Raw genomic sequence first — 24284 nt, 5'->3', positions numbered from 1 at the left:
CGCCTATTCTTCGTTCTCGATCAGATCGGAAAACAAGCCGTACACATAAGATTCAGCTTCAAACGGCTGCAAGTCGTCCATTTTTTCTCCGAGGCCGACAAACTTGACCGGAATCTTCAGTTCGTGGCGGATGGCGAGGACGATTCCGCCTTTTGCCGTTCCGTCGAGCTTCGTCAAAACGATCCCTGATACATCTGTCGCTTTAGCAAACTCTCTCGCCTGTGTCATCGCATTTTGGCCTGTTGTCGCATCCAATACGAGCAGCACTTCATGAGGCCCTTCAGGGACTTCGCGCTGAATGACGCGCTTTACTTTTTCAAGTTCTTTCATCAAATTCACCTTGTTTTGCAGACGGCCTGCTGTATCGCAAAGCAGAACATCGGCACCGCGCGCTTTTGCAGCTTGAACGGCATCATAAATGACGGCTGCGGGATCTGAGCCTTCCGCCTGTTTGACAACATGAGCCCCGACGCGCTCCCCCCATACTTCAAGCTGATCGATTGCTCCGGCTCGGAATGTGTCTCCGGCCGCAAGCACAACGTTTTTGCCTTCTTTTATAAACTTATGGGCAAGCTTGCCGATCGTCGTTGTTTTTCCGACACCGTTGACTCCGACAAACAAAATGATGTTTAAGCGGCCGTCTTCAACGCGGAGCTCTGATGCTTCATGCTCCCCGCCTTCATAAATGTCGACAAGCTTTTCAGAAATGACGGACTGAACCTCTTTCGGATCCTGGATATTTTTTAATTTGACCTCCCGCTTCAGTTCATCAATCAGCTCCATCACAGTTGCAACGCCGACGTCTGCTGAGATTAGAACTTCTTCAAGCTCTTCAAAAAAGTCTTCATCCACTTTTCGGTAGCGCGAGATCAGCTCATTGACCCGCTCCTGAAAAGAATTTCTCGTTTTGGCCAGACCCTCTTTAAATTTGCCTGAGACCGAATCGGTCTGCTGTGTGATTTTTTCTTTCAGTTTTTTAAAAAAGCTCATGACTGGTAACCTCGCTTTATTGAACTAATTCTTTTGTTTCTTCAAGCTTGACTGAGACAAGCTTGGAAACGCCTGATTCCTGCATCGTCACGCCATAGAGAACATCGGCTTCCTCCATTGTCCCTTTTCTGTGCGTGATGACGATAAACTGGGTTTCATGGCTGTATTTTTTCAAGTATTGTGCAAAGCGGAACACATTCGCTTCATCAAGCGCAGCCTCGACTTCATCCAGCACGCAGAACGGGACCGGTCTGACTTTGAGGATCGAAAACAATAGTGCGATCGCCGTCAGAGCCCGTTCTCCTCCCGAAAGCAGGCTTAAATTTTGCAATTTTTTCCCCGGCGGCTGTGCGATAATATCGACGCCGGATTGAAGCAGATCATTCGGATCTGTCAGTTTCAGCTCGGCTTTTCCTCCGCCGAACAGCGCCCGAAAGACGTCTTCGAAATGGGAGCGGATTTGCGAAAATGTCTCTGCAAACCGCTTCGTCATTTCCTCATCCATTTCTTCAATCACTTGAAAGAGCGTATTTTTCGCTTCAATCAGATCATCTTTCTGCTCTGTCAGGAAGACGTAGCGTTCATTAACTCTTTCATATTCTTCAATGCTTCCGAGGTTGACTGTTCCCAGCTCTTCAATCGCAAGCTTGATCAGTTTGACGCGCTTTCTCGCTTCTTCAGAAGAAAGCTCCAAAGGATATTTTTCTTTAGCTCCTTCAAATGACAGGCCATACTCCTCGCGCAGGAATGAAAGCAGGTTGTCCAGTTCCACTTCCATGCGGCCGAGCTTGACCTCTTCATCTTTGAGAAGCCCTGCCATCTGTTTATACTGGCGTTTCATTTCTTTCAGCTCGAGCTCTTCTGTTTCAAGTCCTTTTTGCAGCTTTATCCGCTGTTCTCTTCTTGAAGCGATAAGCTCGGCTGTTTTATTTTTATCGTTTAGTTTCTTTTTCGCCGCTTCTTCCAGCTTTTCCTCACCTGATGAATTGGATGACATTTCGGTTGTCAGGAATGAAAGATCTTCTTTTGCCATTTGTAATGCTTCGTCATTCTCAGCATACTCTTCTTCCAATCTGCTGAGCTTTTCCCGCTCATTTGCACACGATTGCTCCGTTTTTGCGAGCACCACTTTCAGATCGATCAGCTCGCTTTGGAGCGATTCTTTCGTCGAGGTCTGCGTCTGTTTTCTTTCGGTCAGTCTCTCGATTTCTCCGTCGAGCTGCTTCAGATGTTCAGAAATGGCTGCAAGTTTTTCTTCGAGCTTTTTTTTCCGCTGCTTCTTCTCTCCGTCCTCTTCCAAAAGCGCCGATTTTTCCTGGTCATAAAGCTCCAAATGGCTGTTGACGTTTTTCTCGGCGATTTCAAGCTCATACAGACGGCCTTTGATCTCCTGCTGTTCAGCCCTCAAATGTTCTCCGTCTTCGCGCAGGGATTGAAGCTCAGAATCGACCTTCTGGATCGTCTGCTTTAAGCCTTTTACTTCGCTTTCAAGCGTTTCCGTTTTTTCTTCCATCTCGCCAAGGCGCTTTGTTAAATCTTCCAGCTCTCTGCCGCGGCCCAACAGCGAGCTGTTTTTCTTCTTGACGGCTCCGCCTGTCATGGAACCGCCGGGATTGACGACATCCCCTTCAAGCGTAACGATGCGGTATCTGTGGCCGAGCCGTTTGGCAAGCTCATTGGCTCCTTTTAAATGTTCGGTGATCAGAACGGTGCCGAGCAGATTTTGCACGACCGTTTGATACGCAGGGTTAAACGAAACAAGTTCGCTCGCAATTCCGATAAAGGACGGGTTTTCTTTTGCCGCCTCAATGTCCTTGGGCTGAATGCGGCGCTCTTTGATAACCGTCAGCGGGAGAAAGGTCGCCCGGCCGAATGAATGTTTTTTCAAGTATTGAATCGCGCGTCTTGCGGCATCTTCGTTTTCTGTTACAACGTGCTGGGCTGATGCGCCCAAAGCGATTTCGACGGCCGTTTCGTATCTTTGATCCGTCTTGATAAGCTCAGCGATTGCCCCGTGGATGCCCGGCAGTTCGCCGCGGGCCTTCAATACTTCTTTTACACCTTGGTAAAATCCGGAAAAATCCTCCTGCATCGCCTCAAGCATCTCTTTTTTCGAGCGCGCCTGCTGTACATATTGATACGCCTGGTAAAGCGCGGATTCCTTCTTTTCATACTCGCTTTTTTTCTGTTCATATTTTTTTTGCGCGTCCCGATATGCCTGGATCTGGCTGTGCAGGCGCTCATCAAGCAGGCTGAATTCATGCTCGGTTTTTTCTTTTTGTCGGGCAAGCTCCCGGCGTTCGATTAAATACTTCTCGTTGTTTTCCGCAAGCCGTTTTTGCTGGCTGGCGGACTGGGACATTTGGTCTTCCAAAAACTGAAGCTCGTTGCGGATGGATGCCTGTTCATTCAACAGTTCGAAATAATCGCTTTTCAGCTGTTCGATTTCTTCCTCGACGTTTTCGCTGTATACAGAAAGAGACTGATTTTTTTCCTTCACCTGCTTTGTCAGCTCTTTTACTTCGGCTTGCAGTTTGTCGAACACAAGCTTCTGCCCGGCTATTTTTTCCTGTAAGCTGCGTTCTTTTTCCCCGCGCTGAACGATCGTTTCTTCAAGCTGGGTTCTGTTTTGGGTTGCGTTCTTTTTCCGTTCTTTCAGAACTTCTTTTCTGCCTTCAAGCTTTTCCAGCTCCTCGCTTGTCAGGAGCAGCACCTGCTGAAGCTCGTCGACCGATTCGTCGAGCGCATGAATTTTATCTCTCGCTTCTTCAATTTTCGCTTCCTTTGTCTGGATAGCTGAAGAAGAGGACATTTCCTCGTCTTTTGCCTTTTCGACTTTTTTATGGAGCGACTCCCATTTTTGGTGAAGCTCTTCTATATCAAACGCCGTCAAAGCGATTTCAATTTTTTCGAGCTCGTCCTTTTTCTCAAGGTAATCTTTGGCAATCGATGCCTGGATCTTTAACGGCTCCACCTGATCTTCAAGCTCATGGAGGATGTCTTCCACCCGGTTCAGATTATCCTGGGTTTCAAACAGCTTGTTTTCGGCTTTTTTCTTTCTTGTTTTATATTTTAATACGCCGGCCGCTTCTTCAAAGATGCTTCTTCGCTCTTCAGCCTTGCTGCTTAAAATCTCTTCGACTTTCCCCTGGCTGATGATCGAAAACGCTTCTTTTCCGAGGCCTGAATCCATAAAGAGATCGATGATATCTTTCAGGCGGCAGGATTGATTGTTGATGAGAAATTCGCTTTCTCCCGATCTGTACACCCGTCTCGTCACGCTTACTTCGTGAAAGTCGATCGGCAGGAAGCGGTCGTCATTATCAAGCGTCAGCGTCACTTCGGCGAGATTCAGTTTTTTGCGCGAGTCGCTTCCGGCAAAAATGATGTCTTCCATTTTGCCGCCCCTGAGCGATTTGGCAGACTGTTCCCCCAGCACCCAGCGGATCGCATCGGTGATATTGCTTTTTCCGCTTCCGTTTGGGCCGACGACGGCTGTCACGCCTTTAACAAAATCTACAGAAATTCGTTCTGCAAATGACTTAAATCCTATTACGTCTAAACGTTTGAGGAACATCGTGATCCTCCTTATGTATTAAAGTATTCCAATTCTATCATACCCTAAGGCAAAGGGCTTCAAATATACCGAAATCCCCCTGATTTTTAGCAAGGGGGATTTATTGTTTCATATGGTGTTTTTGCAGCTTTGCAAGTGCTTCCTGAGCGGCATGCTGTTCAGCTTCTTTTTTGGAACGGCCGGTTCCCACCCCAAGCACTTCTCCTTTTAGCGATACGTTTGCTTCAAATTCACGGTTGTGCGCCGGGCCTTTTTCGTGAAGAATCTTGTATTCTAAAGTGCCGCGTCCATCGCGCTGTACAAATTCCTGCAGCTGGCTTTTAAAATCCATCACATGAGAAAAAGCACCATCGTCGATTTTAGGGAAAACGTATGCTTTCAGGAAGTCAACAGCAGAATCAAGCCCTTGATCCAGATAAAGCGCGCCGATAAAGGCTTCAAACACGTCGGCTAAAAGCGCCGGCCGCTTTCTGCCGCCTGTCATTTCTTCTCCTTTTCCAAGAAGAACAAGCTCTCCGAAAGAAAGCTCATGGGCGAGAGAAACCAAAGAAGGCTCGCAAACGATCGCCGCTCTCAATTTTGTCAAATCGCCCTCGCTCATCGCCGGGTATTTGGCATATAAAAATTGAGAAATCGTCAGTTCCAAAACAGCGTCTCCTAAAAATTCAAGCCTTTCATTATCTTCATACGGCTTCTTCCGATGCTCATTCACATAAGATGAATGTGTAAATGCTTGATGTAAAAGCTTCTCATTTTGAAATTGAACCGAAATTCGTTCTTGAAATTTTTTAAACTGCTCCGCTTTCTTTTGAAACATTTTTCTGTCTCTGAAATGTGAATTTTTTGACATAGCAACCTCCGTATGGGCACATCAAGTTCACCTCACCTCCCGTAAAAAAAGGCAGGTTCTTTGTATCATTCGGCAAAACATTAAAAATGAAAGCCGCATTTATAAAGGGATAAAGCCCCGTCTTTAAACGGGACTTTAAGTTAGCTTACTGCTTACTATTTATGTAGTTCACAGCGTCACCGACTGTTGCAATCTTTTCAGCATCTTCGTCAGAAATCTCCATATCAAACTCGTCTTCAAGTTCCATGACAAGTTCAACTACATCCAGGGAATCAGCACCTAAATCCTCTTTAAAAGAAGCTTCAAGAGTGACGTCAGCTTCGTCTACGCCAAGGCGGTCTACGATGATTTTTGTTACACGCTCTAATGCGTCTGCCATAGCTATTCACCTCCCCTCAAGTATTATAGTTGATTCGTTTTTAAAAAACCAGCGATAATTAAAATTTTGGCTATGTTTATACCATGACCATTCCGCCGTCGATCGTCAGCGTCTGGCCGGTCATGTAGCGCGATTGGTCAGAAGCAAGGAAAACAACGACATTGCTGATGTCCGCTGGCTCGCCGAATCGGGCAAGAGGAATCTGCTTCAGCATTTCATCCTGAACGTCTTTTGTCAGCTTGTCCGTCATTTCCGTCGAAATAAATCCAGGAGCAATCGCATTGACGGTAATGTTTCGTGAAGCGAGTTCCTTTGCCAGCGTTTTCGTTAAGCCGATGACACCTGATTTGGCAGCGACATAGTTGGCCTGTCCGGCATTTCCAATCACGCCTACAACTGAAGCCACGTTGATGATCCGGCCGCTTCTTTGCTTCATCATCTGCCTTGTGACGGCTTTGGAACAGTTGAAGACACCTTTTAAGTTTATGTTAATGACTTCGTCCCATTCATTTTCCTTCATTCTCATGAAAAGGTTGTCTTTTGTTATGCCGGCGTTGTTCACAAGAATGTCAATTGAACCGAAGCGCTCAATTGCCTCTTTCATCATCGCCTGAACCTCATCCGCATTTGAGACGTCGGCTTTGACAGCAAACGCATCGCGGCCGAGCGCTTTAATTTCATCGACGACTTCATTTGCTTTCGCTTCATTTCCTGCATAATTGACGACGACATTCGCTCCGTTTTTAGCGAGATCAAGGGCGATCGCACGTCCGATTCCTCTTGAAGCGCCGGTGACGACGGCTGTTTTATTTTCAAGCATTTTCATTTTCCTCCTTCAGCGTTTGAACAGCAAGTTCGATTGTGTGCGGGTCTGATACAGCAATCGTTTTGACTCTGCGGTTTACTTTCTTCACAAGCCCCGATAAAACCTTTCCCGGACCGATCTCGATGAATGTTGTGACACCTTCGTCAATCAGCCTGCTGATCGTCTCTTCAAACCGTACAGGCGAGTACAATTGCTCGATCAGCTTGTCCTGAATCTCGGCTTTGTCTGTTACAATGTCGGCCGTTACGTTTGAGATCACGGGAATCGATGCATTGTTGATGGTGCACGCATCAAGGACTTCGCGAAGTTTTTCGGCTGCCGGCTTCATCAGTTCAGAGTGGAACGGTCCGCTGACTTCAAGAGGAATCGCGCGTTTCGCGCCGTTTTCTTTGGCAAGCTCTGAAGCGAGCTCCACCCCTTTGGCTGTACCTGAGATGACGATTTGTCCAGGGCAGTTCAAATTAGCCAGCTGAACGAGGTTTCCTTCTTCAGTCACCTTGTCCGTCACTTTTTTCAACGCTTCACTGTCCATGCCCAGAATCGCAGCCATTGCGCCTTCTCCGGCCGGAACTGCTTCATTCATGAATTCGCCGCGTTTTCTGACGGCGTAGACGGCGTCTTTAAATGACATGGCGCCGGCGGCCACTAGAGCGGTGTATTCGCCAAGGCTGTGTCCCGCCGCAAAATCGGCTTTAATGCCGTATTCCTTTAATTTTTCAAGCGCTGCGATGCTCGCTGTCAAAAGACTCGGCTGCGCATTGTATGTAAGCGTTAATTCTTTTGCATCTCCTTCAAACATAAGAGAGCTTAAGCTGGTTTCAAGCGTCTGATCCGCTTCTTCAAAAATCTGCTTTGCTTTCGGCTCTTTCTGATACAATTCATGTCCCATGCCGATATGCTGTGAACCTTGGCCTGGGAATAGAAAAGCAATCTTACCCATATTATAAACCTCCAGACTATTCATCTGCTTTTTGTTGAATTTTTTCTTCAATAAATGCCGCAACATTTTGGCTGACCATCTCTCTCGCCTGGCGGATGGCATGGTAAACGGCCCGGCCATCGGAAGAGCCGTGCGCTTTGATGACTGGCGCCTTTAAGCCGAAAAGCCCGGCACCGCCGTATTCGGAGTAGTCCATTTTCGTTTTCATTTCTTTCAGCTTCGGCTTGAGCGCGGAAGCCGCCAATTTCGCTGTAAAGCTCGATGTCAGCGTGCTTCTCAGCATTTTAAAAATGGACAGAGCCGCTCCCTCGACCGTTTTTAAGGCGACGTTTCCGGTAAAGCCGTCTGTCACGATGACATCTGCGACTCCGTCCAGCATGTCGCGCGCCTCCACATTGCCGATGAAATTCAAATCGGTTTCCTTCAATTTTTGAAAGGTCTGCTTGGCAAGCTCATTGCCTTTTTTGTCTTCTGTGCCGACATTTAAAAGTCCGATCCTCGGATTTTTGACACCGAGAACCTGCTCTCCGTAAACAGAACCCATAATCGCATATTGGACGAGGTGCTCAGGCTTTGCATCCACATTCGCTCCGACATCAAGAAGGAGAAAACCGTCTCCTGATACTGTCGGCAAAGTCGGCGCCAATGCCGGTCTTTCGATTCCTTCAATTCTGCCGACGATAAATAATCCGGCTGTCATTAAAGCCCCGGTATTGCCTGCGGAGATGCAGGCGTCCGCCCTGCCTTCTGCAACTTCTCCGGCCATCAGAACCATCGATGAATTTTTTTTTCTTCTCACGGCTCGGACAGGTTCGTCAGTCGCTTCGATCACTTCTTCCGCGTGTTTGACGGTGATCCGCCCGTGTTCTTTTAAATGGGCGGCAATTTTTTCTTGATCTCCGATGAGTGTGACTTCAAGGTCTCCGAAGTCTTCGACCGCTTTCATCACTCCGTCGATGACCGCTTTGGGGGCATTGTCGCCTCCCATGGCATCTACAGCAATTCTCATGACTTACGCGCCACCTTCTATGATTGTTTTGAACGATACATCACAAATTCACCTGAAAAAACAGGCTCTTCGCCAACATAGCTGTTGACTTCAACAACCGTTCTGCCTTTTTCTTTACCAAGTCTACCGACCTTCGCTTTGGCAACGACCCGTTCGCCTTGTTTGACCTGCCTTGTAAAGCGGATGTCCGCTTTGGCGGTTAATGCAAGCTCATCATCAATGACGGCTACTGCGAGCGAGTTGGCCTGGGCAAACAAATGGTGCCCCCTGGCAATTTGATTGCGGCTGAAAACGTGCTCCCTTCTGATTTCAAGAATTGAAATCGCCTGCTCATCCAGCTCAAGGTCAATGATCTCTCCAATGACCTCATCAAGCGGAAGGGATTTGACTTCATCTTCAAGAGATTTTTCGGCAACACTTTTAATTCTTTCTCTGAGTTCAGGTATGGAAAGTTCTAAACGGTCTAAACGAATCGTCTGAATGCTGACTTTAAATTTCTCCGCCAACTCCTCGTCTGTAATGAACGGGGTTGTTTTGATCGTCTGCTGCAGCAATTCTTGGCGTTCTCTTTTACTTTTTCTCATTTTTTTAAACACCATCCGCACAATTGTGACTAGGTACTAATAGTAGTATATAATTTCATAGATTGGAATGCAATCTTTCTTTATCCGCTAAAAGACCATTTTTCCCGAACACCGGTCAGCTCAGCTTTTCGCCGTCCATGATTCCGCTTTTTTGCAAATGCTCTCTTAAAACCGCATATTCGGCATCCGTCCAGAACGCATTTGACGAAACGAGTTCTGCGGCGTCTCTTCTTGCCGTCTCCAGCGCGCGGTAATCGTGAACCATATCTGCGACTTTAAATTCCGGCATTCCGCTTTGCTTCTTGCCGAAGAAATCGCCGGGCCCTCTTAATTCCAAATCCTTTTCAGAAAGCTCAAAGCCATCCGTTGTCTCCGACATGATGCTCATCCGTTCTTTGCCCGTTTCAGATTTAGGGTCTGCCATCAGAATGCAATACGACTGATGATCGCCCCGTCCGACACGGCCGCGAAGCTGGTGAAGCTGTGAAAGGCCGAACCGGTCGGCATCATAGATCAGCATGACGGTCGCATTCGGAACGTTCACACCGACTTCAACAACAGTTGTTGAGACGAGTATTTGGCACTCGTTGCTGCTGAACTGCCTCATCACCTGTTCTTTTTCATCATTGGACAGTTTTCCGTGCATCAAGCCGACCTGCCATCTTCCCCCCAGAGCATGAGTCAGCATGCTGTGCACATCGATCGCATTCTGTACATCAAGCTTGTCTGATTCTTCAATCAGCGGACATATGACATACGCCTGTCTGCCTTTTTTCAGTTCTTTTTCAATAAAGGTGAGAATCCGTTCCAGCATATCGTGCTTGACCCAGTATGTCTCGATCCGCTTTCGCCCCGCCGGCATTTCATCGATGACTGAAACATCCATTTCTCCAAACACCGTGATCGCAAGTGTTCTCGGAATCGGCGTCGCTGTCATAAACAGAACATCGGGGTCTTTCCCCTTGCTTCTTAATTTTTTTCTCTGCTCAACGCCAAAGCGGTGCTGTTCATCAGTGATCACAAGCCCCAGCTGTTTAAAGTGGACATCATCCTGAATCAGAGCATGTGTGCCGACTAATATATCAATTTCCCCTTCTTTTAATCTTTCTAAAAGCTCTCTTCTTCTCTTCCCTTTAACAGAGCTTGTTAACAGCGCAACATTGATATTGTGCTTTTCAAACAGGGAAACCAATGAATCTGCGTGCTGTTCGGCCAAAATTTCAGTCGGCACCATCATCGCCCCCTGAAAACCAGACAGAAGGGAGGCATATAACGCGATCGCGGCGACGGCCGTTTTGCCTGATCCTACATCCCCCTGAAGCAGCCTGTTCATTTTATACTCGGAAACCATATCTCTTAAAATGTCGCCGAGCGCTTTCGCCTGAGCGTTTGTCAATGTGAACGGAAGGCTTTTGACAAACGCATCCACATCACCTTGTTTAAAGGTGTGTCTGATCCCGTCAGACTGTTCCCGCTCAAATTTTCGCAGAGCCTGCATTTTGAGCTGAAACAGCAAAAATTCTTCGTAAACAAAACGGCGCCGCGCTTGTTTTAAAGCTTCCCTTGACTCAGGCTTGTGAATCGCTTTTAACGCATCCTGGTAAGAAAGAAGCTTATAGGAGAGACGAAGCTTTTCAGGCAGGGGATCTTCGGCAAACTGTAAATAGCTCTGGACGGCTTCCTGAATCAATTTCCTCATCGTCTTCACCGTGATATTTTCTTTTACAGAATAGACGGGTTCAATCGTCTGGTCACCTTGATGCGGCCCGTTTTTAAGCTCCTGGACCATCACCGACTGCCGATGCTTGTCCCATTTTCCCGAAATGGTGGCAACCGACCCGATGGCCAGTTTCTTTTTCAAATACGGACGGTTAAAGCAGACCGCCGTGATCAGATAGTTTCCGACCAGCAGCCGAAACGTGAGGCGGCTTCGCTTTTTTCCGTAATAGGTAAGAGAAGGTTCGCTGTGAACCTTCCCTTCAACCGTCACTCTTTCCTCGTGTGCCACTTCTTCCAAATCGCGCAATTCATAATCGTCATATCGGTACGGGAAGTAGTTCAAAAGATCGGAAATGTCATAGATGCCAAGCTCGTTTAATGTTTTTTCCGTTTCCGTCCCGACTCCTTTTATAACAGATATACTATTTTGCAGATTGTTTTTCACGTGCAGCTGACGCCCCTCCGAATATTTTTTTCTCCAGTTCTTTCCCGGTCGGCGTTGCGGCGAGGCCGCCCCGGCCTGTTTCTCTCAATGCCGTCGGCATCGTCTGGCCGATTTTATACATCGCATCAATCACTTCATCACACGGAATGCGGCTTGTAATACCGGCAAGCGCCATATCTGCCGCAACCATTGCATTTGCGGCGCCCATCGCATTTCGTTTGACACAAGGAACCTCGACAAGGCCTGCGACAGGGTCGCAAACGAGGCCGAGCACGTTCTTCAAGGCGATTGCCATCGCTTCGGCACACTGTTCAGGTGTTCCTCCCGCCATTTCCACGATAGCCGCTGCCGCCATTCCGGAGGCTGAGCCGACTTCAGCCTGACACCCTCCTGCAGCTCCTGAGATGCTTGCATTGTTGGCGACGACAAATCCGAACGCCCCTGATGTGAATAAAAAACGGACCATCTGCTCTTTTGTCGGATGAAGTTTGTCTTTAACCGCGAACAACGTTCCGGGAACAACGCCTGCCGAACCCGCTGTCGGGGTTGCACAGATCGTTCCCATCGCGGCATTGACTTCATTTGTCGCGACCGCTTTGCTGACAGCATCAAGGATGACATCTCCAGAAAGTCCTTTTCCCGATTTGAGATAAGCGTGAAGCTTTACAGCGTCTCCTCCCGTCAGTCCGGAGTGTGAGACAACACCGTTGATTCCTTTTTGGACAGCGTCTTCCATGACGGTTAAGTTGGCTTCCATCTGCTTGAAGATTTCTTCCCGCGTCCGGCCTGACACCGCGATCTCCTGGGTGATCATGATTTCGGATATGGAGACGTTCTTCTCTTTTGTCAGCTGAATTAATTCTTTCACATTTCGAAACATCTAATCTCCCCCTTCCATGTCCTTTTAGTCTGCGATCTGTGTCACCTCAATGATATTCGGCAGCGCTCTCAATTCTTCAAATACGGACGGATCGATCATTTGATCGATTTCAATGGTCATGAGCGCTTCCTGGCCGATGTCTTTGCGGGCCACTTCCATATGGCCGATGTTGATCGCAAATTTCGCCAGTACATTGGCAACGCCTGCGATCGTTCCATACCGATCGTTATGGACGACTAAAATGGCGGGGTGGTTTCCCGACAATCTCAATTTAAAGCCGTTCAGCTCGATGATTTCGATTTTCCCCCCGCCGATTGATATGCCTGCAAGCTCTAGGGAGCCTTCATCATCTGAGATGAGGAGGCGGGCTGTATTCGGATGTTTGGGCACCGCTTCTTCTTCCCGGAACTCTAAGTCAATTCCCTTTTCTTCGGCAAGGCGGATCGAATCTTTGATTCTTTCATCAAATGTATCAAAATCTAAAACGCCGCCGATGATCGCCACATCTGTTCCATGTCCTTTATAGGTCTCGGCAAAAGAGCCGTAGAAGGAAACTACGATTTTTTTCGGTTCTCTCCCAAACACGCTTCTGGCGACCCTGCCGATTCTGGCTGCGCCGGCCGTATGGGAGCTTGACGGACCGATCATGACGGGCCCGATAATATCAAACACACTTCTGTACTTCATCATTATCCCCCTTTACACAGAGATTCCCCCGCTTTACGGAGGAAAAAAGCCGTTTTTTTTAGACTAATCGATCACACAGCAATTGGCAAGCAGACAATCGCCCTTTAGACTTTTAAGGCTTTAAAAAAAGCCAAAAGAAGAGAAGGGCCTCGGAAAAATGCCCTTCTGCTTCAATCATTATTCCGCAGCCAAAATATAAGAATACAGCGGCTGATTTCCGTTGTGAACTTCAACTTCAACCTCTTCATAAGTTTCACTGATGAATTTGGCAAGCTCTTCCGCCTCTTCCGCTGAAGCGTCTTCGCCTTTGATGATCGTGACGATTTCACTGTCTTCATCGATCATTTTCGCCATCAGTTTTTTGGCCGCCGTTAACTGCTCAGGTGCGGTTTCAACGATTTTTCCATTTAATATGCCCATAAAGTCGCCTTTTTTGATGTCGATGCCGTCTATGTTTGTATCTCTGACAGCGTAGGTGATTTGTCCGCTTTTGACATCATCTTTCGCTTCAAGCATGTTCGTCTCGTTCTCTTCGGCATCCAGAGCAGGATTGAATGCGAGCAATGCAGCCATCCCCTGAGGAACGGTCTTTGTCGGAATGACGATGACGTTTTGTTCAGCGACGTCTGCTGCCTGGTTTGCCGCCATGACGATGTTTGAGTTATTCGGCAGAATCACGACGGTTTCCGCATTGGCATCTTGTATCGCCTGCACGATGTCTTCTGTGCTTGGATTCATCGTTTGGCCGCCTTCTATCACAGCTGTAGCCCCGATGCTTTCGAAAAGCTCAGCAATTCCTTCTCCCATCGCCACCGTGACAATGCCGTACGGCTGTTTTGCAGCGGCAGTCTTTGGCGCCGGAGCAGCGGTCTCGATTTTATTTTGGCTGAGGATCGCGCTGTGCTGTTCTCTCATATTTTCAATTTTCATATTGATCAAGCTGCCGTACTTTTGAGCATAGGTCATGACCTCTCCGGGATATTCGGCATGAATATGCACCTTGGAAAGGTTTTCGTCTGACACGACAAGCAGAGAATCCCCGAAGCGGCTTAAATCCTGACGGAAAGTGTCTTCATTAAAGCTTCTTTTACCTTGATCAAGCTTAACCATGAACTCCGTACAATAGCCGAATTCGATGTCTTCGGTGTTCATTTGGCTTTGCGCATTTTTGTGATGTTCAGCGCTGACAAGATCGTCCAATGATGGAAGAGCGGCCCCCTTATCAGAAAGCTTTTCTCCTTTTAAGGAAGCAAGAAATCCTTCATATACGTAGAGAAGCCCTTTTCCGCCGCTGTCCACAACACCGACTTCCTTTAAAACAGGGAGCAGTTCGGGGGTCCGCTTCAATGAAGCGGACGCTTCACTTACCACGGCTTCCATAACACTGATGATATCGGTTTCAGTTTGCGCGGTGTGGACGGCTTTTTTGGCCGCATCTTTGGCAACCGTCAAAATCGTGCCTTCAACAGGTTTCATGACCGCTTTATAGGCGGTGTCAACCCCTGCCTGAAACGCAGCGGCAAATTCCTTTGCGTTGATTTCGCTCTTTTGTTCAATCGACTTTCCAAAGCCTCGGAACAGCTGGGACAGAATAACCCCTGAGTTGCCGCGCGCTCCCATCAAGAGCCCTCTTGAAAGGCTCGCCGCCACTTTTCCGATATTTTCAGTATCGATTTGCTCCACTTCTTTTGCACCTGAAGTCATCGATAAATTCATGTTTGTTCCCGTATCTCCATCTGGAACCGGAAATACATTTAACGCATCAACTACATTTGCGTTTTGAGACAGATGGTGCGCACCGTACAGAACCATGTCTGCAAAAGCTTTCCCATCTAAAGTTCGCATAGACACTCTTGTTTTCCTCCTAACTACGGGTTCGTCACTCGTACTCCTTGAACGTAAATATTTACAGAATCAACTGCAAGACCTACTGTGTGGTCCAGCGTGTATTTGACTTTTGTTTGAACATTGTGTGCCACTTCTGAAATTTTCGTTCCGTAGCTGACAATGATGTACATGTCAATATGAATACGATCTTCTTCCTGACGGACAATAACACCCCGGCTGAAGTTTTCTTTTCTGAGGATTTCAGTCAGTCCGTCTTTGATTTGGTTTTTAGATGCCATACCTACGATCCCGTAGCAGTCGATCGCCGCACCTCCGGCAACCATGGCGATGACTTCATTTGATATATCAATCTGTCCGTATTTTGTTCGAAATTCAATGGACACGTCGGTTCCTCCTTTTTGAGTCTGCAAGACCGAGTTATCATCATTCTACTATAAGGACCTTCTTTTTAAAAGAACAGGCAAGCTTCTGTCTAACCTAACCCTACTTATACTACAGCGCGTTCATTTTTTCAAGATGTCAAGTGATTATTCTTGAAAGTATCGTAATCAATAGTTGCAAACGGTTTTCAGCTGTGGTAAATTATTAAAGTATCTGAAGCATCACAATGATCAAATCGATAAAGAATGATGATGTTTTTTTGAGAGTTAGGAGGGAAACAAATGGCACGTAAATGCGTTGTTACAGGCAGAAAAGTACGTTCTGGCAATTCTCGTTCTCACGCAATGAACGCTTCTAAACGCACATGGGGCGCTAACGTTCAAAAAGTGCGTATCCTTGTGAACGGCAAGCCTAAAAAAGTATATGTATCTGCTCGAGCTTTGAAATCTGGAAAAGTTGAGCGTGTATAAGAAAAAATAAACGCCTGCCTAAGCGACTGTATCCTAAGGCAGGCGTTTTCACGTTCTTTTTTAGTCCGGGAAGGAGCAGCCGATTTTAAAAAAACACTCAAAAAAAGCGCACGGGCGCTTCTAATCTTTCCGAAACGAGCCAAGCATCGCCCGGACGATCCCCCCTAAAAACTTCGGTAATTTAATGGTATAAAATTTCATTGCGTTCCCTCCTCAAGAGTCCCGTAACCGCATGTATCGCCAGTCTTTTCTGACAACCGGATCTCCAAACATCCGCCGAGCGGGTAGCCAGGATATTTTAATCAGTGCTTCTTATCATTATTAATATGCCTTCTGTAAACGAAAAAGCACCTTGTGAATGGATGAGTTCGTTACTAATACATAGTGTGGAACCGAGAGCAATATGACACTTATTTAAAGAATACTTAAATCCTTCGAGAGAAAGGTTTTTAACCGTTTCTGCAAACGGCAGGAATGAGACATACGGCTTTGTTTCATCCTGCTTGACGGTATAGGAGCCCGGGGAAAACATGCTGATCTCATTCTGCCGGTCGATCATCACAGTAGTGACTTTTTTTGGGAGCGTTTGATAAAGAAGCTGCAGATTTCCGAGAAAATGATCTGCTCTTCCTCCCGAAATGCCAAACATCCTGATGGAAGAAGGCTGCTGCTCGATCGACCAGCTGAGTGCGAGGTCCAAATCGGTCTTATCTTTTTCTGCTTGATAGATATGAAGGCGGGGGGCGGCTTTTTCAAGCGCTTTTTTCTGCTCTTCTGTAATGCTGTCAAAGTCTCCAAACGCTTCATCGGGCACGATTCCTGCTTCAAGAAGCGCCGCCGCGCCTCTGTCGACGCCGATCCAAAGTGTATTTTTTTCTTGATACAATGACAAATCAGGAATGAGATGGCTGGGTCCTCCAGCTACAATATTGATATTCTTCATCGCTTTATCCTTTCTGTACCCGCTCTAAAAAAGAGCGCAGCTCAGGGAGCCGGCTCTTTTTTTAGAGCGGAATACGCCTGAACGTTTCTATTCAGAGCGCTCCTTTTATGTCGGAAATCGCTTTTTTACGGTCTTTTTCATTATAGATGGCAGAGCCCGCGACAAGCAGGTTTGCCCCCGCCTCTATACACTGGGCCGCAGTCTCTCTGTTGACGCCTCCGTCAACTTCGATCAGCAGGCCGGAAAGCCCTTTTTGTTCAGCAAGCTCTTTGACCTGCCTGATTTTCGGAACGACTGAAGAAATAAACGACTGTCCGCCAAATCCCGGATTCACGGTCATCAGCAGCACGAGATCAAGGTCTTCCAGCACGTGTTCGATCAGCTGAACAGGGGTATGCGGATTTAATACGACACCCGCTTTAATTCCTTGTTCCTTGATCAGCTGGATTGTCCGATGAAGGTGCGGACAAGCTTCGGCATGAACGGAAAGAATGTCCGCTCCCGCTTTTGCAAATGCAGGGATATAGCGATCCGGATGCTCGATCATCAAATGAACGTCAAGCGGAAGTTCCGTAATCGGGCGGACGGCTTCAACAACAAGCGGTCCAATGGTCAGGTTTGGAACGAAATGCCCGTCCATCACATCAATGTGGATGAAATCGGCACCGCCTTGTTCAACATCTTTGATCTCTTCCCCTAAACGGGCAAAATCGGCTGAAAGAATCGAAGGAGCAACATATACCATATCTTAATACCTCGGCTTTCTATCTTTTATCTCTGTTAAAAATTCAACGTAATGATCATATCGGTATGAAGCGATTTCCCCGTTTTCCACCGCTTTTTTAACGGCGCAATTCGGCTCTTTTATATGCAGACATCCGCGAAATTTGCATTCTGCGCTCTTTTCGCCGATCTCCAAAAACGTATATCCTAGGTTTTCTGCTTCAATGCCTGTGAACTCAAGCGAACTGAACCCCGGTGTGTCAGCGACAAGCCCTCCGTTTATATGAATCAGCTCGACATGGCGCGTTGTATGCTTTCCTCTTCCCAAATGGGCGGAAATACCGTCGGTTTTCAGTTTAAGGTCCGGACTGATTGCATTTAAAAGCGAAGATTTTCCTACGCCGGACTGGCCTGCAAAAACGGTGATCCGGTCTTGAAAGTGAGGTATAACCTCTTCCATGCCGCTCCCGCTTTCGGTTGACGTCAAATAAACAGGATACCCGATATTTCGATAGTCTTCCGCATACTGATGAATCTGCTCTCTCGAATCCTCTGCCAAATCCATCTTTGTAATACAAATAATCGGTTGAATATCATTGGCCTCAACAAGCACTAAAAAACGATCCAAAAGCGACGTGCTGAAAGTCGGCTCTTTCGCTGAAAATACGAGAACAGCCTGATCCACATTGCTGATCGGGGGCCTGACCAATTCATTGACTCTTGTCTTGATTTCAAGAAGATAGCCTTCCTTATCATGATCCGCTTGATACACGACATCGTCACCGACAAGAGGGGTTATTTTGTTCTTTCTGAAAACGCCTCTTCCTCTGCACTGAATCACTTTTTCGCCATCCAATACATAGTAAAAGCCGCTTAATGCTTTAATGATTTTGCCCTCAGGCATACTGCACCTCCTTTATTCTTCATCAGGATATTCAATCGTTTTTGTCCTGACTACTTTATTATTGACGGTTACTTGATAATACCCTTTTTGGCCTGGTGCAATCCTGAATTTGATCGTGCGCTCGGCCGGCGCCGTGATTTTGAAATTTTCATAGACATCAGAAATGCTGTGCTCTTCATCATCGATCGAGATCTGGACCGTCAGCTCCTCCCCCTCCGTATCCGGATCATAGGGGATATCGATTTTTTCAGTCACCGTTTTGACCGGTTTTTTTTCAGGGCCTAGAGAAAATGTAACCTCTACTTTATCTCCGGGTTTGACAGTCGATCCGGCTTCCGGCTTTTGTTTGATGACTTGGCCTTCGGGAACGTCTTCAGAGTGTGCTTCCTTTTCAACGAGGACGAGCTGATGATCTTCCAAATAGCCTGAAGCCGCTTGTTTGCTGTATGTTTTTAAATCTCTTAATGTAATATCTTCCGGTCCGAGGCTGACCGTTAATTTGATCTCATCGTCGCCAGGGATGATCTCCGTTCCTGCCGACGGCTGCTGTTCAATGATGGTGCCTGCTTCCTCCTCATCATGCACCTCTTCTGTCTTTATATGTTTAAAGCCTTTTTGCTCAAGAAGCTTTTGGGCGGCATCGGCTTTTTGGCCGACGACATCGTCCACTTCTTTTTTCTCTTTCCCTGAGCTTTTATAAAGCTTGACTGTCGAGCCTTCCTTCACGACATCGCCGGCTGCCGGGTCTGATTTGACGATCAGCCCTTCTTCAATTTTTTCGTCGGCCACATCTTCGGCATTCGGATCAACTTCAAACCCTTCCCCTTCAAGCGTTGTGACGGCCTCTTCATAATCAAGTCCCGCAACATTCGGAACCTCTACATCTTTAGGCATGAACAGCGATGGAAATACCGTCAGAGCCAGGATGGCTGAGGTGATCAGAATGAAAAACAGCGTCAGCAAAACAAGAGGCCATTTCTTTCTTTTTTTCTTCTTGTTTGCTTTTGCCTGTTTCTTTTTTTCTTTTTTTGATAAAGCCGGAGCCTCCTCCGCGTCATCCGGGGCGCCGGCTTGTCCATCCGTGTCTTGAGGCAGATCTTTGATGACCGGGATAGCTTTAGTCATCTCATCATCAGACGGAATGGCGAATTTTTTTTGATTGATTCTGTCCGGATCAAAAGCCGCCTTCAAGTCGCTTTCCATTTCTTCGGCTGCATCATACCTGTGGAACGGATCTTTGGCCATGGCCTTGAGCACGATGTTTTCTATGCTTTGCGGCACGGCCGGATTCCACCTTTTCACTGAAGGCGTTTCCGATTGCAGATGCTTGAGTGCGATGCTGACCGCTGATTCTCCTTCAAACGGGGTGCGCGCCGTCAAAAGCTCGAACAGCACAATGCCAAGCGAATAAATATCTGATTTTTTCGTAGACAGTCCGCCCCTTGCCTGTTCAGGCGACAGATAATGGACAGAGCCTAAAACGGAGTTGGTGTGCGTGATGGTCGTTGAGCTTAATGCCATGGCAATGCCGAAATCGGTCACTTTAATGTGCCCCATATGGTCAATCAGAATGTTGTGAGGCTTGATATCCCGGTGAACGATTTGATTCTCGTGGGCGTGCGCGATGGCGGACACGATCTGCTCCGTGATTTGGACCGCTTCTTTTGGATGAAGGGGGCCGGTTCGGTTTATGTATTCCTTCAGGGTCATCCCCTCTACATGCTCCATCACGATATAATAGATGTCATCTTCTTCCCCGACATCATAAATGCTGACGATATTAGGGTGATCGAGGCTCGCAGCGGATTGTGCTTCCCTTCTGAACCGCCTGATAAAATCGGTGTCATGAACGAAGTCAAACCGCAGAACTTTAATCGCGACTTCCCGATCGAGTATGATGTCCTCAGCTAAGTAGACGTTAGCCATTCCTCCGCCGCCGATTGCGCGCAGGATTTGGTAGCGTCCGCTGATCCTTTTGCCGATTAGCACTTGTCTTCACCTTCTTCATTTTGTGAAGGAAGTTCCAATAACGCAACGGTTATGTTATCTTCACCGCCGTTGTCATTAGCCATCTGAACAAGCTGCTCAGCTTTTTCCTCAAGAGAGGAAGAAGCTTGAAGCAGCTCTTTCAGTTTCACATCATCGACTTTGTTCGTCAGACCGTCAGAGCATAAAAGCACTTGGTCACCAGGTTCGATTTCAAAGGAGTGTGTCTCGACCTGCACTTCCGGATCTGTACCGAGCGCTTTTGTCAGCACGTTTTTCCGCGGATGGTGTTCAGCGTCTTCTTTCGAAATCCCCCCTGTCCGCACAAGTTCATTGACAAGTGAATGGTCTTCGGTCAGCTGAGTCAAGCTTTCTTCATGCAGGAGATAGCAGCGGCTGTCTCCGATATGGGCGATCGTCAGCGTTTTCCCCGTATAAAAAGCGCAGACGACAGTCGTCCCCATTCCCTGGCATTCTTCATGCGCCCTTGAATGGTCATAGATTTTTTGATTGACGGCTGTAATCTGCTCTTTCAGCCATGCTTCGCTCTCAGCCGGTGCCGCCGGAATATCCTCGGTCTGCTCCCAGATGTCTTGAAGGGATAAGACCGCCATCCTGCTCGCCACATCGCCGGCAAGATGACCTCCCATTCCGTCGCAGACAACGGCCAAAATAAACTCCTCTTTTTTTGTAAAAATGCCCGCATCATCTTCATTGTGCTGGCGTATTTTTCCCCTGTCCGTCTTTAAGGCTGTCTTCAACCTTTTTCACCTCGTCTCTTCTTGTCGCTCCTTCGCACGCAGCTGTCCGCAGGCAGCGTCAATATCATGGCCTTGCTCTCTTCTGATCGTGACATTTACTCCATGAGACTTTAATGTTTTTTCAAAGGCGAAAATCTGTTCTTTAGGTGTTCTGACATAGTCTCGTTCAGGTACATAATTGACGGGAATCAAATTGACATGGCATTTGACTCCTTTTAACAGTTCAGCCAGTTCTTCCGCGTGTTCGACCTGATCGTTGACACCGCCGAAAAGGCCGTATTCAAAGGAAACCCTTCTGCCTGTTTTCTTAATGTAGTAATCGATCGCCTTCATCAGGTCTGGAAGCTTGTATGCTCTATTGATCGGCATCAGCCTGCTTCTGATCTCGGTGTTTGGCGCGTGCAGTGAAATCGCAAAGTTGATTTGCAGTTTTTCATCAGCGAACTCATAGATTTTCGGAATGATGCCGCTCGTTGATACTGTGATGTGACGGGCTCCGATATTCAGCCCTTTATCATGGTTGACGATTTTTAAGAACGCAAGCATTTCCTGAAAATTATCGAACGGTTCACCGATCCCCATGATGACGATTGAGCTGACGCGTTCATCTGTTTCATCAAGCGCCTGCTGCACCTTGACAACCTGTGCGACGATCTCGCCTGCTTCCAGATTCCGCTTCAGCCCCCCGAGCGTCGACGCGCAAAATGTACAGCCAATTCGGCAGCCTACCTGTGTTGTGACACAAACAGAATTGCCATAATCATGCCTCATTAATACGGTTTCGATCGTGTATCCATCATGCAGCTCAAATAAAAACTTCATCGTTCCATCCTGAGATGTCTGCTTGACGGCCGTTTTCAGCGTTGTTAATACAAAATGCTCCTTCAGCTTGGCGCGAAGCTCCTTTGAAAGATTTGTCATCTCATCAAACGAAGTGACTCTTTTTTCATAGAGCCATTCGAAAACCTGCGAGGCGCGGAAAGGCTTTTCGCCGTTTTCCGCAAGCCAGCTTTTTATTTCATCTATTTCAAAAGAATAAATGGACGGTTTCTCTGTCCGCAATTCTTTTCTCACTTTTTGTTTTGATTCCATCATTGTGATCCCTTCTTTCTCATGCTGCAAATAAAGAAGCCGTCTGTACCGAAATAATGAGGAAGAATTTGAACGCTCCCGCTTTGCACATAAGGCGCCGCTTTTTCCGGCAGCCGTTCTGAAAGGCTATGGTCAGGCTCAAATTCATCGTGTTCTTCTAAAAAAGCATGCATGACTTGTTCGTTTTCTGTCCGGTCCATCGTACACGTACTGTAGACCAGTGTTCCGCCTTTTTTCAGCAAAGGTGCGATTTCGTTTAAAATCGCAAGCTGAATCCCGGCAAGACGGGCGCTGTCTTCGGGTGTTTTGCTGTATTTGAGATCCGGTTTTCTGCGAATAACGCCAAAGCCTGAGCATGGCGCATCAACGAGAATCCGGTCAAACTGCTGCGGCTGAAAAGCTTCCCCCGCTTTTCTGGCATCCATCGCCTTTGTTTCGATGTTTGAAAGCCCGAGCCGCCCCGCAGCTTCCCTGATCAGCTTGACTTTATGCTGATGAAGATCAAGGGAAACGACCTTCCCTGTATTCTGAAGGAGCTCGCTGATATGGGTCGATTTTCCGCCCGGAGCTGCACACGCGTCAAGCACGGTTTCTCCCGGTTCAGGCCCGAGGGCCCTTGCAACGAGCATCGAACTTTCATCCTGAATGGTTACATCGCCTTCTTTGAAAAAAGGACTCGCGGCAATGGTTCCTTTTAGCAGTTTTACGGCGTCTTTGGACAAGTCGCCTGCTTCCGCCTCGAATCCTGCTTCACTGAGGCGTTTGAGCAGTCCGTCTCTGTCGTTTTTCAAGGTGTTGACCCGAAGCGTCTGCTTCGGCGGAATCATATGGACCCGGCAAATTTGCTCGGCCGCTTCAAATCCGTAAGCATCGGTCCATTCACTGACCAGCCATTCCGGATGGCTCGTTTCAACCGCCAATCGCTCAATCGGGTCGGCAATCTCATCAAAAGAAGGAACACCCTCCCTCTGAACGGAGCGCAGCACCCCGTTAACGAATGAAGAAATGCCTTTATGTCCGCGTTTTTTCGCGATTTCAACCGCTTCAAAAAGTGCGGCGCGGTCAGGTATTTTCTCCAAGTATTCCATTTGGTACAGCGACATTCTTAAAAGGTGAATCACCCATAGTGTCACCTTTTCCGGCTTTTTCATAAACGGCTTCAGCATATAATCGAGAGCAAGCTTGTTTTGAAGGGTTCCGTAAACGAGTTCTGTCAGCAAACCTCTGTCCTTATCGTTTAAATCGTTCGCTTTCATGACGGACTGGAGCAAAAGGTTGCTGTATGCCTGATTTTGGTCGAGCTTGATCAGCGCATCGAGAGCAACTTCTCTGACATTACTTTTCTTCATCGTTATGACCTAATTTCATTCCGGGCTGAAGGGCCGCACCCCTTACAAAATCTTCGCCCTTCATTCTTTTTTTGCCTGCAGGCTGCACTTCCGTCAATTTTAATGCCGTTTCATTTCCCGAAGCGACGACAATGCCGTCTTTTTCAATGCTGATAATCTCTCCCGGCTTTGCCTGTTTTGCACCCGCAGCCTTTTGAGCCGCCCAGACTTTCAATGTCTGGCCGCCGAGCAGCGTGTAGGCGACAGGCCAAGGGTTTAAGCCCCTGACTTGGTTGTATAGAATTTCGCCGGGCTTTGACCAGTCGATCTGCTCTTGCTCCCGTTTAATGTTTGGCGCATATGTCGCTTTTTCTTCATCTTGTTTTTCAGGAGTCACTGAGCCGTCAATGACTTTCGGAACCGTTTCAGAAAGAAGCGCGGCTCCCGCTTTGCTCAATTTATCATGAAGCGCGCCGACATTATCTTCTTCCTCGATTTCAACTTCGACTTTGGCGAGCATATCACCGGCATCCAATTTTTCGACCATGTACATGATCGTCACGCCTGTCTTAGTTTTGCCCTCGAGAATGGAGTAATGGATAGGCGCTCCTCCGCGCAGCTCCGGCAGAAGGGACGCATGGACATTGATGCAGCCGTATTTTGGATAATCCAAAAGCTTCTTCGGCAGGATTTGGCCAAAAGCTGCCGTTACGATTAAATCCGGCTCAAGCTGAAGAATCCTGTCCGTCTCCTCCTCTATTTTCACTTTTTCAGGCTGAAGCACAGGGATGCCGTGTCGCAGCGCTTCTTCCTTAACCGGAGGCGGTGTCATGATTTTTTTTCTGCCTTTCGGACGGTCGGGCTGAGTGACAACACCCACCACATCATAGCCGTCTTTAATCAGCGTATTGAGCACCGGAACTGAAAAATCCGGCGTCCCCATAAAAACGATCCTTGTCATC

The 24284-nt window shown here is 47.5% G+C and carries 23 protein-coding genes; 1 reads left to right on the top strand and 22 read right to left on the bottom strand.

The window, feature by feature from the left end:
* Nucleotides 1-3: 3 nt before the first annotated feature.
* The 13 genes from ftsY to BTA30_RS06665 form a co-directional block, all read right to left on the bottom strand.
* Nucleotides 4-990 (bottom strand): signal recognition particle-docking protein FtsY, encoded by a 987-nt coding sequence (gene ftsY / locus BTA30_RS06725; protein WP_076760492.1) that lies wholly within the window; start codon nucleotides 988-990, stop codon nucleotides 4-6.
* Between the two features lie 16 nt (nucleotides 991-1006).
* Complete coding sequence (gene smc, locus BTA30_RS06720) at nucleotides 1007-4567, bottom strand: chromosome segregation protein SMC (RefSeq protein WP_076760491.1); 3561 nt, start codon at nucleotides 4565-4567, stop codon at nucleotides 1007-1009.
* Between the two features lie 100 nt (nucleotides 4568-4667).
* The gene (gene rnc / locus BTA30_RS06715) at nucleotides 4668-5417 is read right to left on the bottom strand and encodes a ribonuclease III (RefSeq protein ID WP_076760490.1); all 750 of its coding nucleotides are present in this window, start codon (nucleotides 5415-5417) and stop codon (nucleotides 4668-4670) included.
* 145 nt (nucleotides 5418-5562) lie between these two features.
* The gene (gene acpP / locus BTA30_RS06710; RefSeq protein WP_003181706.1) at nucleotides 5563-5796 is read right to left on the bottom strand and encodes an acyl carrier protein; all 234 of its coding nucleotides are present in this window, start codon (nucleotides 5794-5796) and stop codon (nucleotides 5563-5565) included.
* 76 nt (nucleotides 5797-5872) lie between these two features.
* Nucleotides 5873-6616 (bottom strand): 3-oxoacyl-[acyl-carrier-protein] reductase, encoded by a 744-nt coding sequence (fabG, locus tag BTA30_RS06705; RefSeq protein ID WP_076760489.1) that lies wholly within the window; start codon nucleotides 6614-6616, stop codon nucleotides 5873-5875.
* Complete coding sequence (gene fabD, locus BTA30_RS06700) at nucleotides 6609-7562, bottom strand: ACP S-malonyltransferase (protein ID WP_076760488.1); 954 nt, start codon at nucleotides 7560-7562, stop codon at nucleotides 6609-6611. Before fabD ends, fabG begins: the two co-directional genes overlap by 8 nt.
* Nucleotides 7563-7578: 16 nt before the next feature.
* The gene (gene plsX / locus BTA30_RS06695) at nucleotides 7579-8571 is read right to left on the bottom strand and encodes a phosphate acyltransferase PlsX (RefSeq protein WP_076760487.1); all 993 of its coding nucleotides are present in this window, start codon (nucleotides 8569-8571) and stop codon (nucleotides 7579-7581) included.
* A 17-nt stretch (nucleotides 8572-8588) separates the two neighbouring features.
* A complete protein-coding gene (gene fapR, locus BTA30_RS06690) occupies nucleotides 8589-9155 on the bottom strand; it encodes a transcription factor FapR (protein WP_076760486.1) in 567 nt (188 codons plus the stop codon).
* Nucleotides 9156-9270: 115 nt separating this feature from the next.
* Nucleotides 9271-11319: an ATP-dependent DNA helicase RecG gene (recG, locus tag BTA30_RS06685; RefSeq protein WP_239693587.1), complete on the bottom strand. Its 2049-nt coding sequence runs from the start codon at nucleotides 11317-11319 to the stop codon at nucleotides 9271-9273.
* Nucleotides 11297-12199: an L-serine ammonia-lyase, iron-sulfur-dependent, subunit alpha gene (gene sdaAA / locus BTA30_RS06680; RefSeq protein WP_076760484.1), complete on the bottom strand. Its 903-nt coding sequence runs from the start codon at nucleotides 12197-12199 to the stop codon at nucleotides 11297-11299. The genes recG and sdaAA overlap by 23 nt, the downstream gene beginning before the upstream one ends.
* Before the next feature lie 24 nt (nucleotides 12200-12223).
* On the bottom strand, nucleotides 12224-12886 hold the full coding sequence (sdaAB, locus tag BTA30_RS06675) for an L-serine ammonia-lyase, iron-sulfur-dependent subunit beta (protein WP_076760483.1): 663 nt from the start codon (nucleotides 12884-12886) through the stop codon (nucleotides 12224-12226).
* Nucleotides 12887-13063: 177 nt separating this feature from the next.
* Nucleotides 13064-14737: a DAK2 domain-containing protein gene (locus tag BTA30_RS06670; RefSeq protein ID WP_076760482.1), complete on the bottom strand. Its 1674-nt coding sequence runs from the start codon at nucleotides 14735-14737 to the stop codon at nucleotides 13064-13066.
* Nucleotides 14738-14754: 17 nt separating this feature from the next.
* Complete coding sequence (locus BTA30_RS06665; protein ID WP_076760481.1) at nucleotides 14755-15117, bottom strand: Asp23/Gls24 family envelope stress response protein; 363 nt, start codon at nucleotides 15115-15117, stop codon at nucleotides 14755-14757.
* A 279-nt stretch (nucleotides 15118-15396) separates the two neighbouring features.
* On the opposite strand from BTA30_RS06665, the gene rpmB reads away from it, so the two are divergent.
* A complete protein-coding gene (rpmB, locus tag BTA30_RS06660) occupies nucleotides 15397-15585 on the top strand; it encodes a 50S ribosomal protein L28 (RefSeq protein ID WP_076760480.1) in 189 nt (62 codons plus the stop codon).
* Nucleotides 15586-15705: 120 nt separating this feature from the next.
* Here rpmB and spoVM read toward each other — a convergent pair whose 3' ends face one another.
* The 9 genes from spoVM to fmt form a co-directional block, all read right to left on the bottom strand.
* Nucleotides 15706-15786 carry a stage V sporulation protein SpoVM gene (spoVM, locus tag BTA30_RS06655; RefSeq protein WP_003221545.1) on the bottom strand — a complete coding sequence of 27 codons (81 nt, stop codon included), beginning with the start codon at nucleotides 15784-15786 and terminating at the stop codon, nucleotides 15706-15708.
* Nucleotides 15787-15883: 97 nt separating this feature from the next.
* Nucleotides 15884-16528 carry a thiamine diphosphokinase gene (locus BTA30_RS06650; RefSeq protein WP_076760479.1) on the bottom strand — a complete coding sequence of 215 codons (645 nt, stop codon included), beginning with the start codon at nucleotides 16526-16528 and terminating at the stop codon, nucleotides 15884-15886.
* A gap of 91 nt (nucleotides 16529-16619) precedes the next feature.
* Nucleotides 16620-17273 carry a ribulose-phosphate 3-epimerase gene (gene rpe, locus BTA30_RS06645; protein ID WP_076760478.1) on the bottom strand — a complete coding sequence of 218 codons (654 nt, stop codon included), beginning with the start codon at nucleotides 17271-17273 and terminating at the stop codon, nucleotides 16620-16622.
* 3 nt (nucleotides 17274-17276) lie between these two features.
* Nucleotides 17277-18155, bottom strand: a complete 879-nt coding sequence (gene rsgA, locus BTA30_RS06640; RefSeq protein ID WP_076760477.1) for a ribosome small subunit-dependent GTPase A — start codon at nucleotides 18153-18155, stop codon at nucleotides 17277-17279.
* 12 nt (nucleotides 18156-18167) lie between these two features.
* A complete protein-coding gene (gene pknB / locus BTA30_RS06635) occupies nucleotides 18168-20144 on the bottom strand; it encodes a Stk1 family PASTA domain-containing Ser/Thr kinase (RefSeq protein WP_076760476.1) in 1977 nt (658 codons plus the stop codon).
* The gene (locus BTA30_RS06630; RefSeq protein ID WP_076760475.1) at nucleotides 20138-20902 is read right to left on the bottom strand and encodes a Stp1/IreP family PP2C-type Ser/Thr phosphatase; all 765 of its coding nucleotides are present in this window, start codon (nucleotides 20900-20902) and stop codon (nucleotides 20138-20140) included. The genes pknB and BTA30_RS06630 overlap by 7 nt, the downstream gene beginning before the upstream one ends.
* 6 nt (nucleotides 20903-20908) lie before the next feature.
* Nucleotides 20909-21997 carry a dual-specificity RNA methyltransferase RlmN gene (gene rlmN, locus BTA30_RS06625; RefSeq protein WP_076760474.1) on the bottom strand — a complete coding sequence of 363 codons (1089 nt, stop codon included), beginning with the start codon at nucleotides 21995-21997 and terminating at the stop codon, nucleotides 20909-20911.
* On the bottom strand, nucleotides 21994-23343 hold the full coding sequence (gene rsmB / locus BTA30_RS06620; protein ID WP_076760473.1) for a 16S rRNA (cytosine(967)-C(5))-methyltransferase RsmB: 1350 nt from the start codon (nucleotides 23341-23343) through the stop codon (nucleotides 21994-21996). The genes rlmN and rsmB overlap by 4 nt, the downstream gene beginning before the upstream one ends.
* Nucleotides 23330-24283, bottom strand: coding sequence for a methionyl-tRNA formyltransferase (fmt, locus tag BTA30_RS06615; RefSeq protein ID WP_076760472.1), 954 nt, complete (start codon nucleotides 24281-24283; stop codon nucleotides 23330-23332). Before fmt ends, rsmB begins: the two co-directional genes overlap by 14 nt.
* Nucleotide 24284 lies beyond the last annotated feature (1 nt).

Source organism: Bacillus swezeyi, assembly GCF_001969815.1.
Taxonomy (GTDB): Bacteria; Bacillota; Bacilli; order Bacillales; family Bacillaceae; genus Bacillus; species Bacillus swezeyi.
This window is presented reverse-complemented; position numbering and strand designations above follow the sequence as displayed.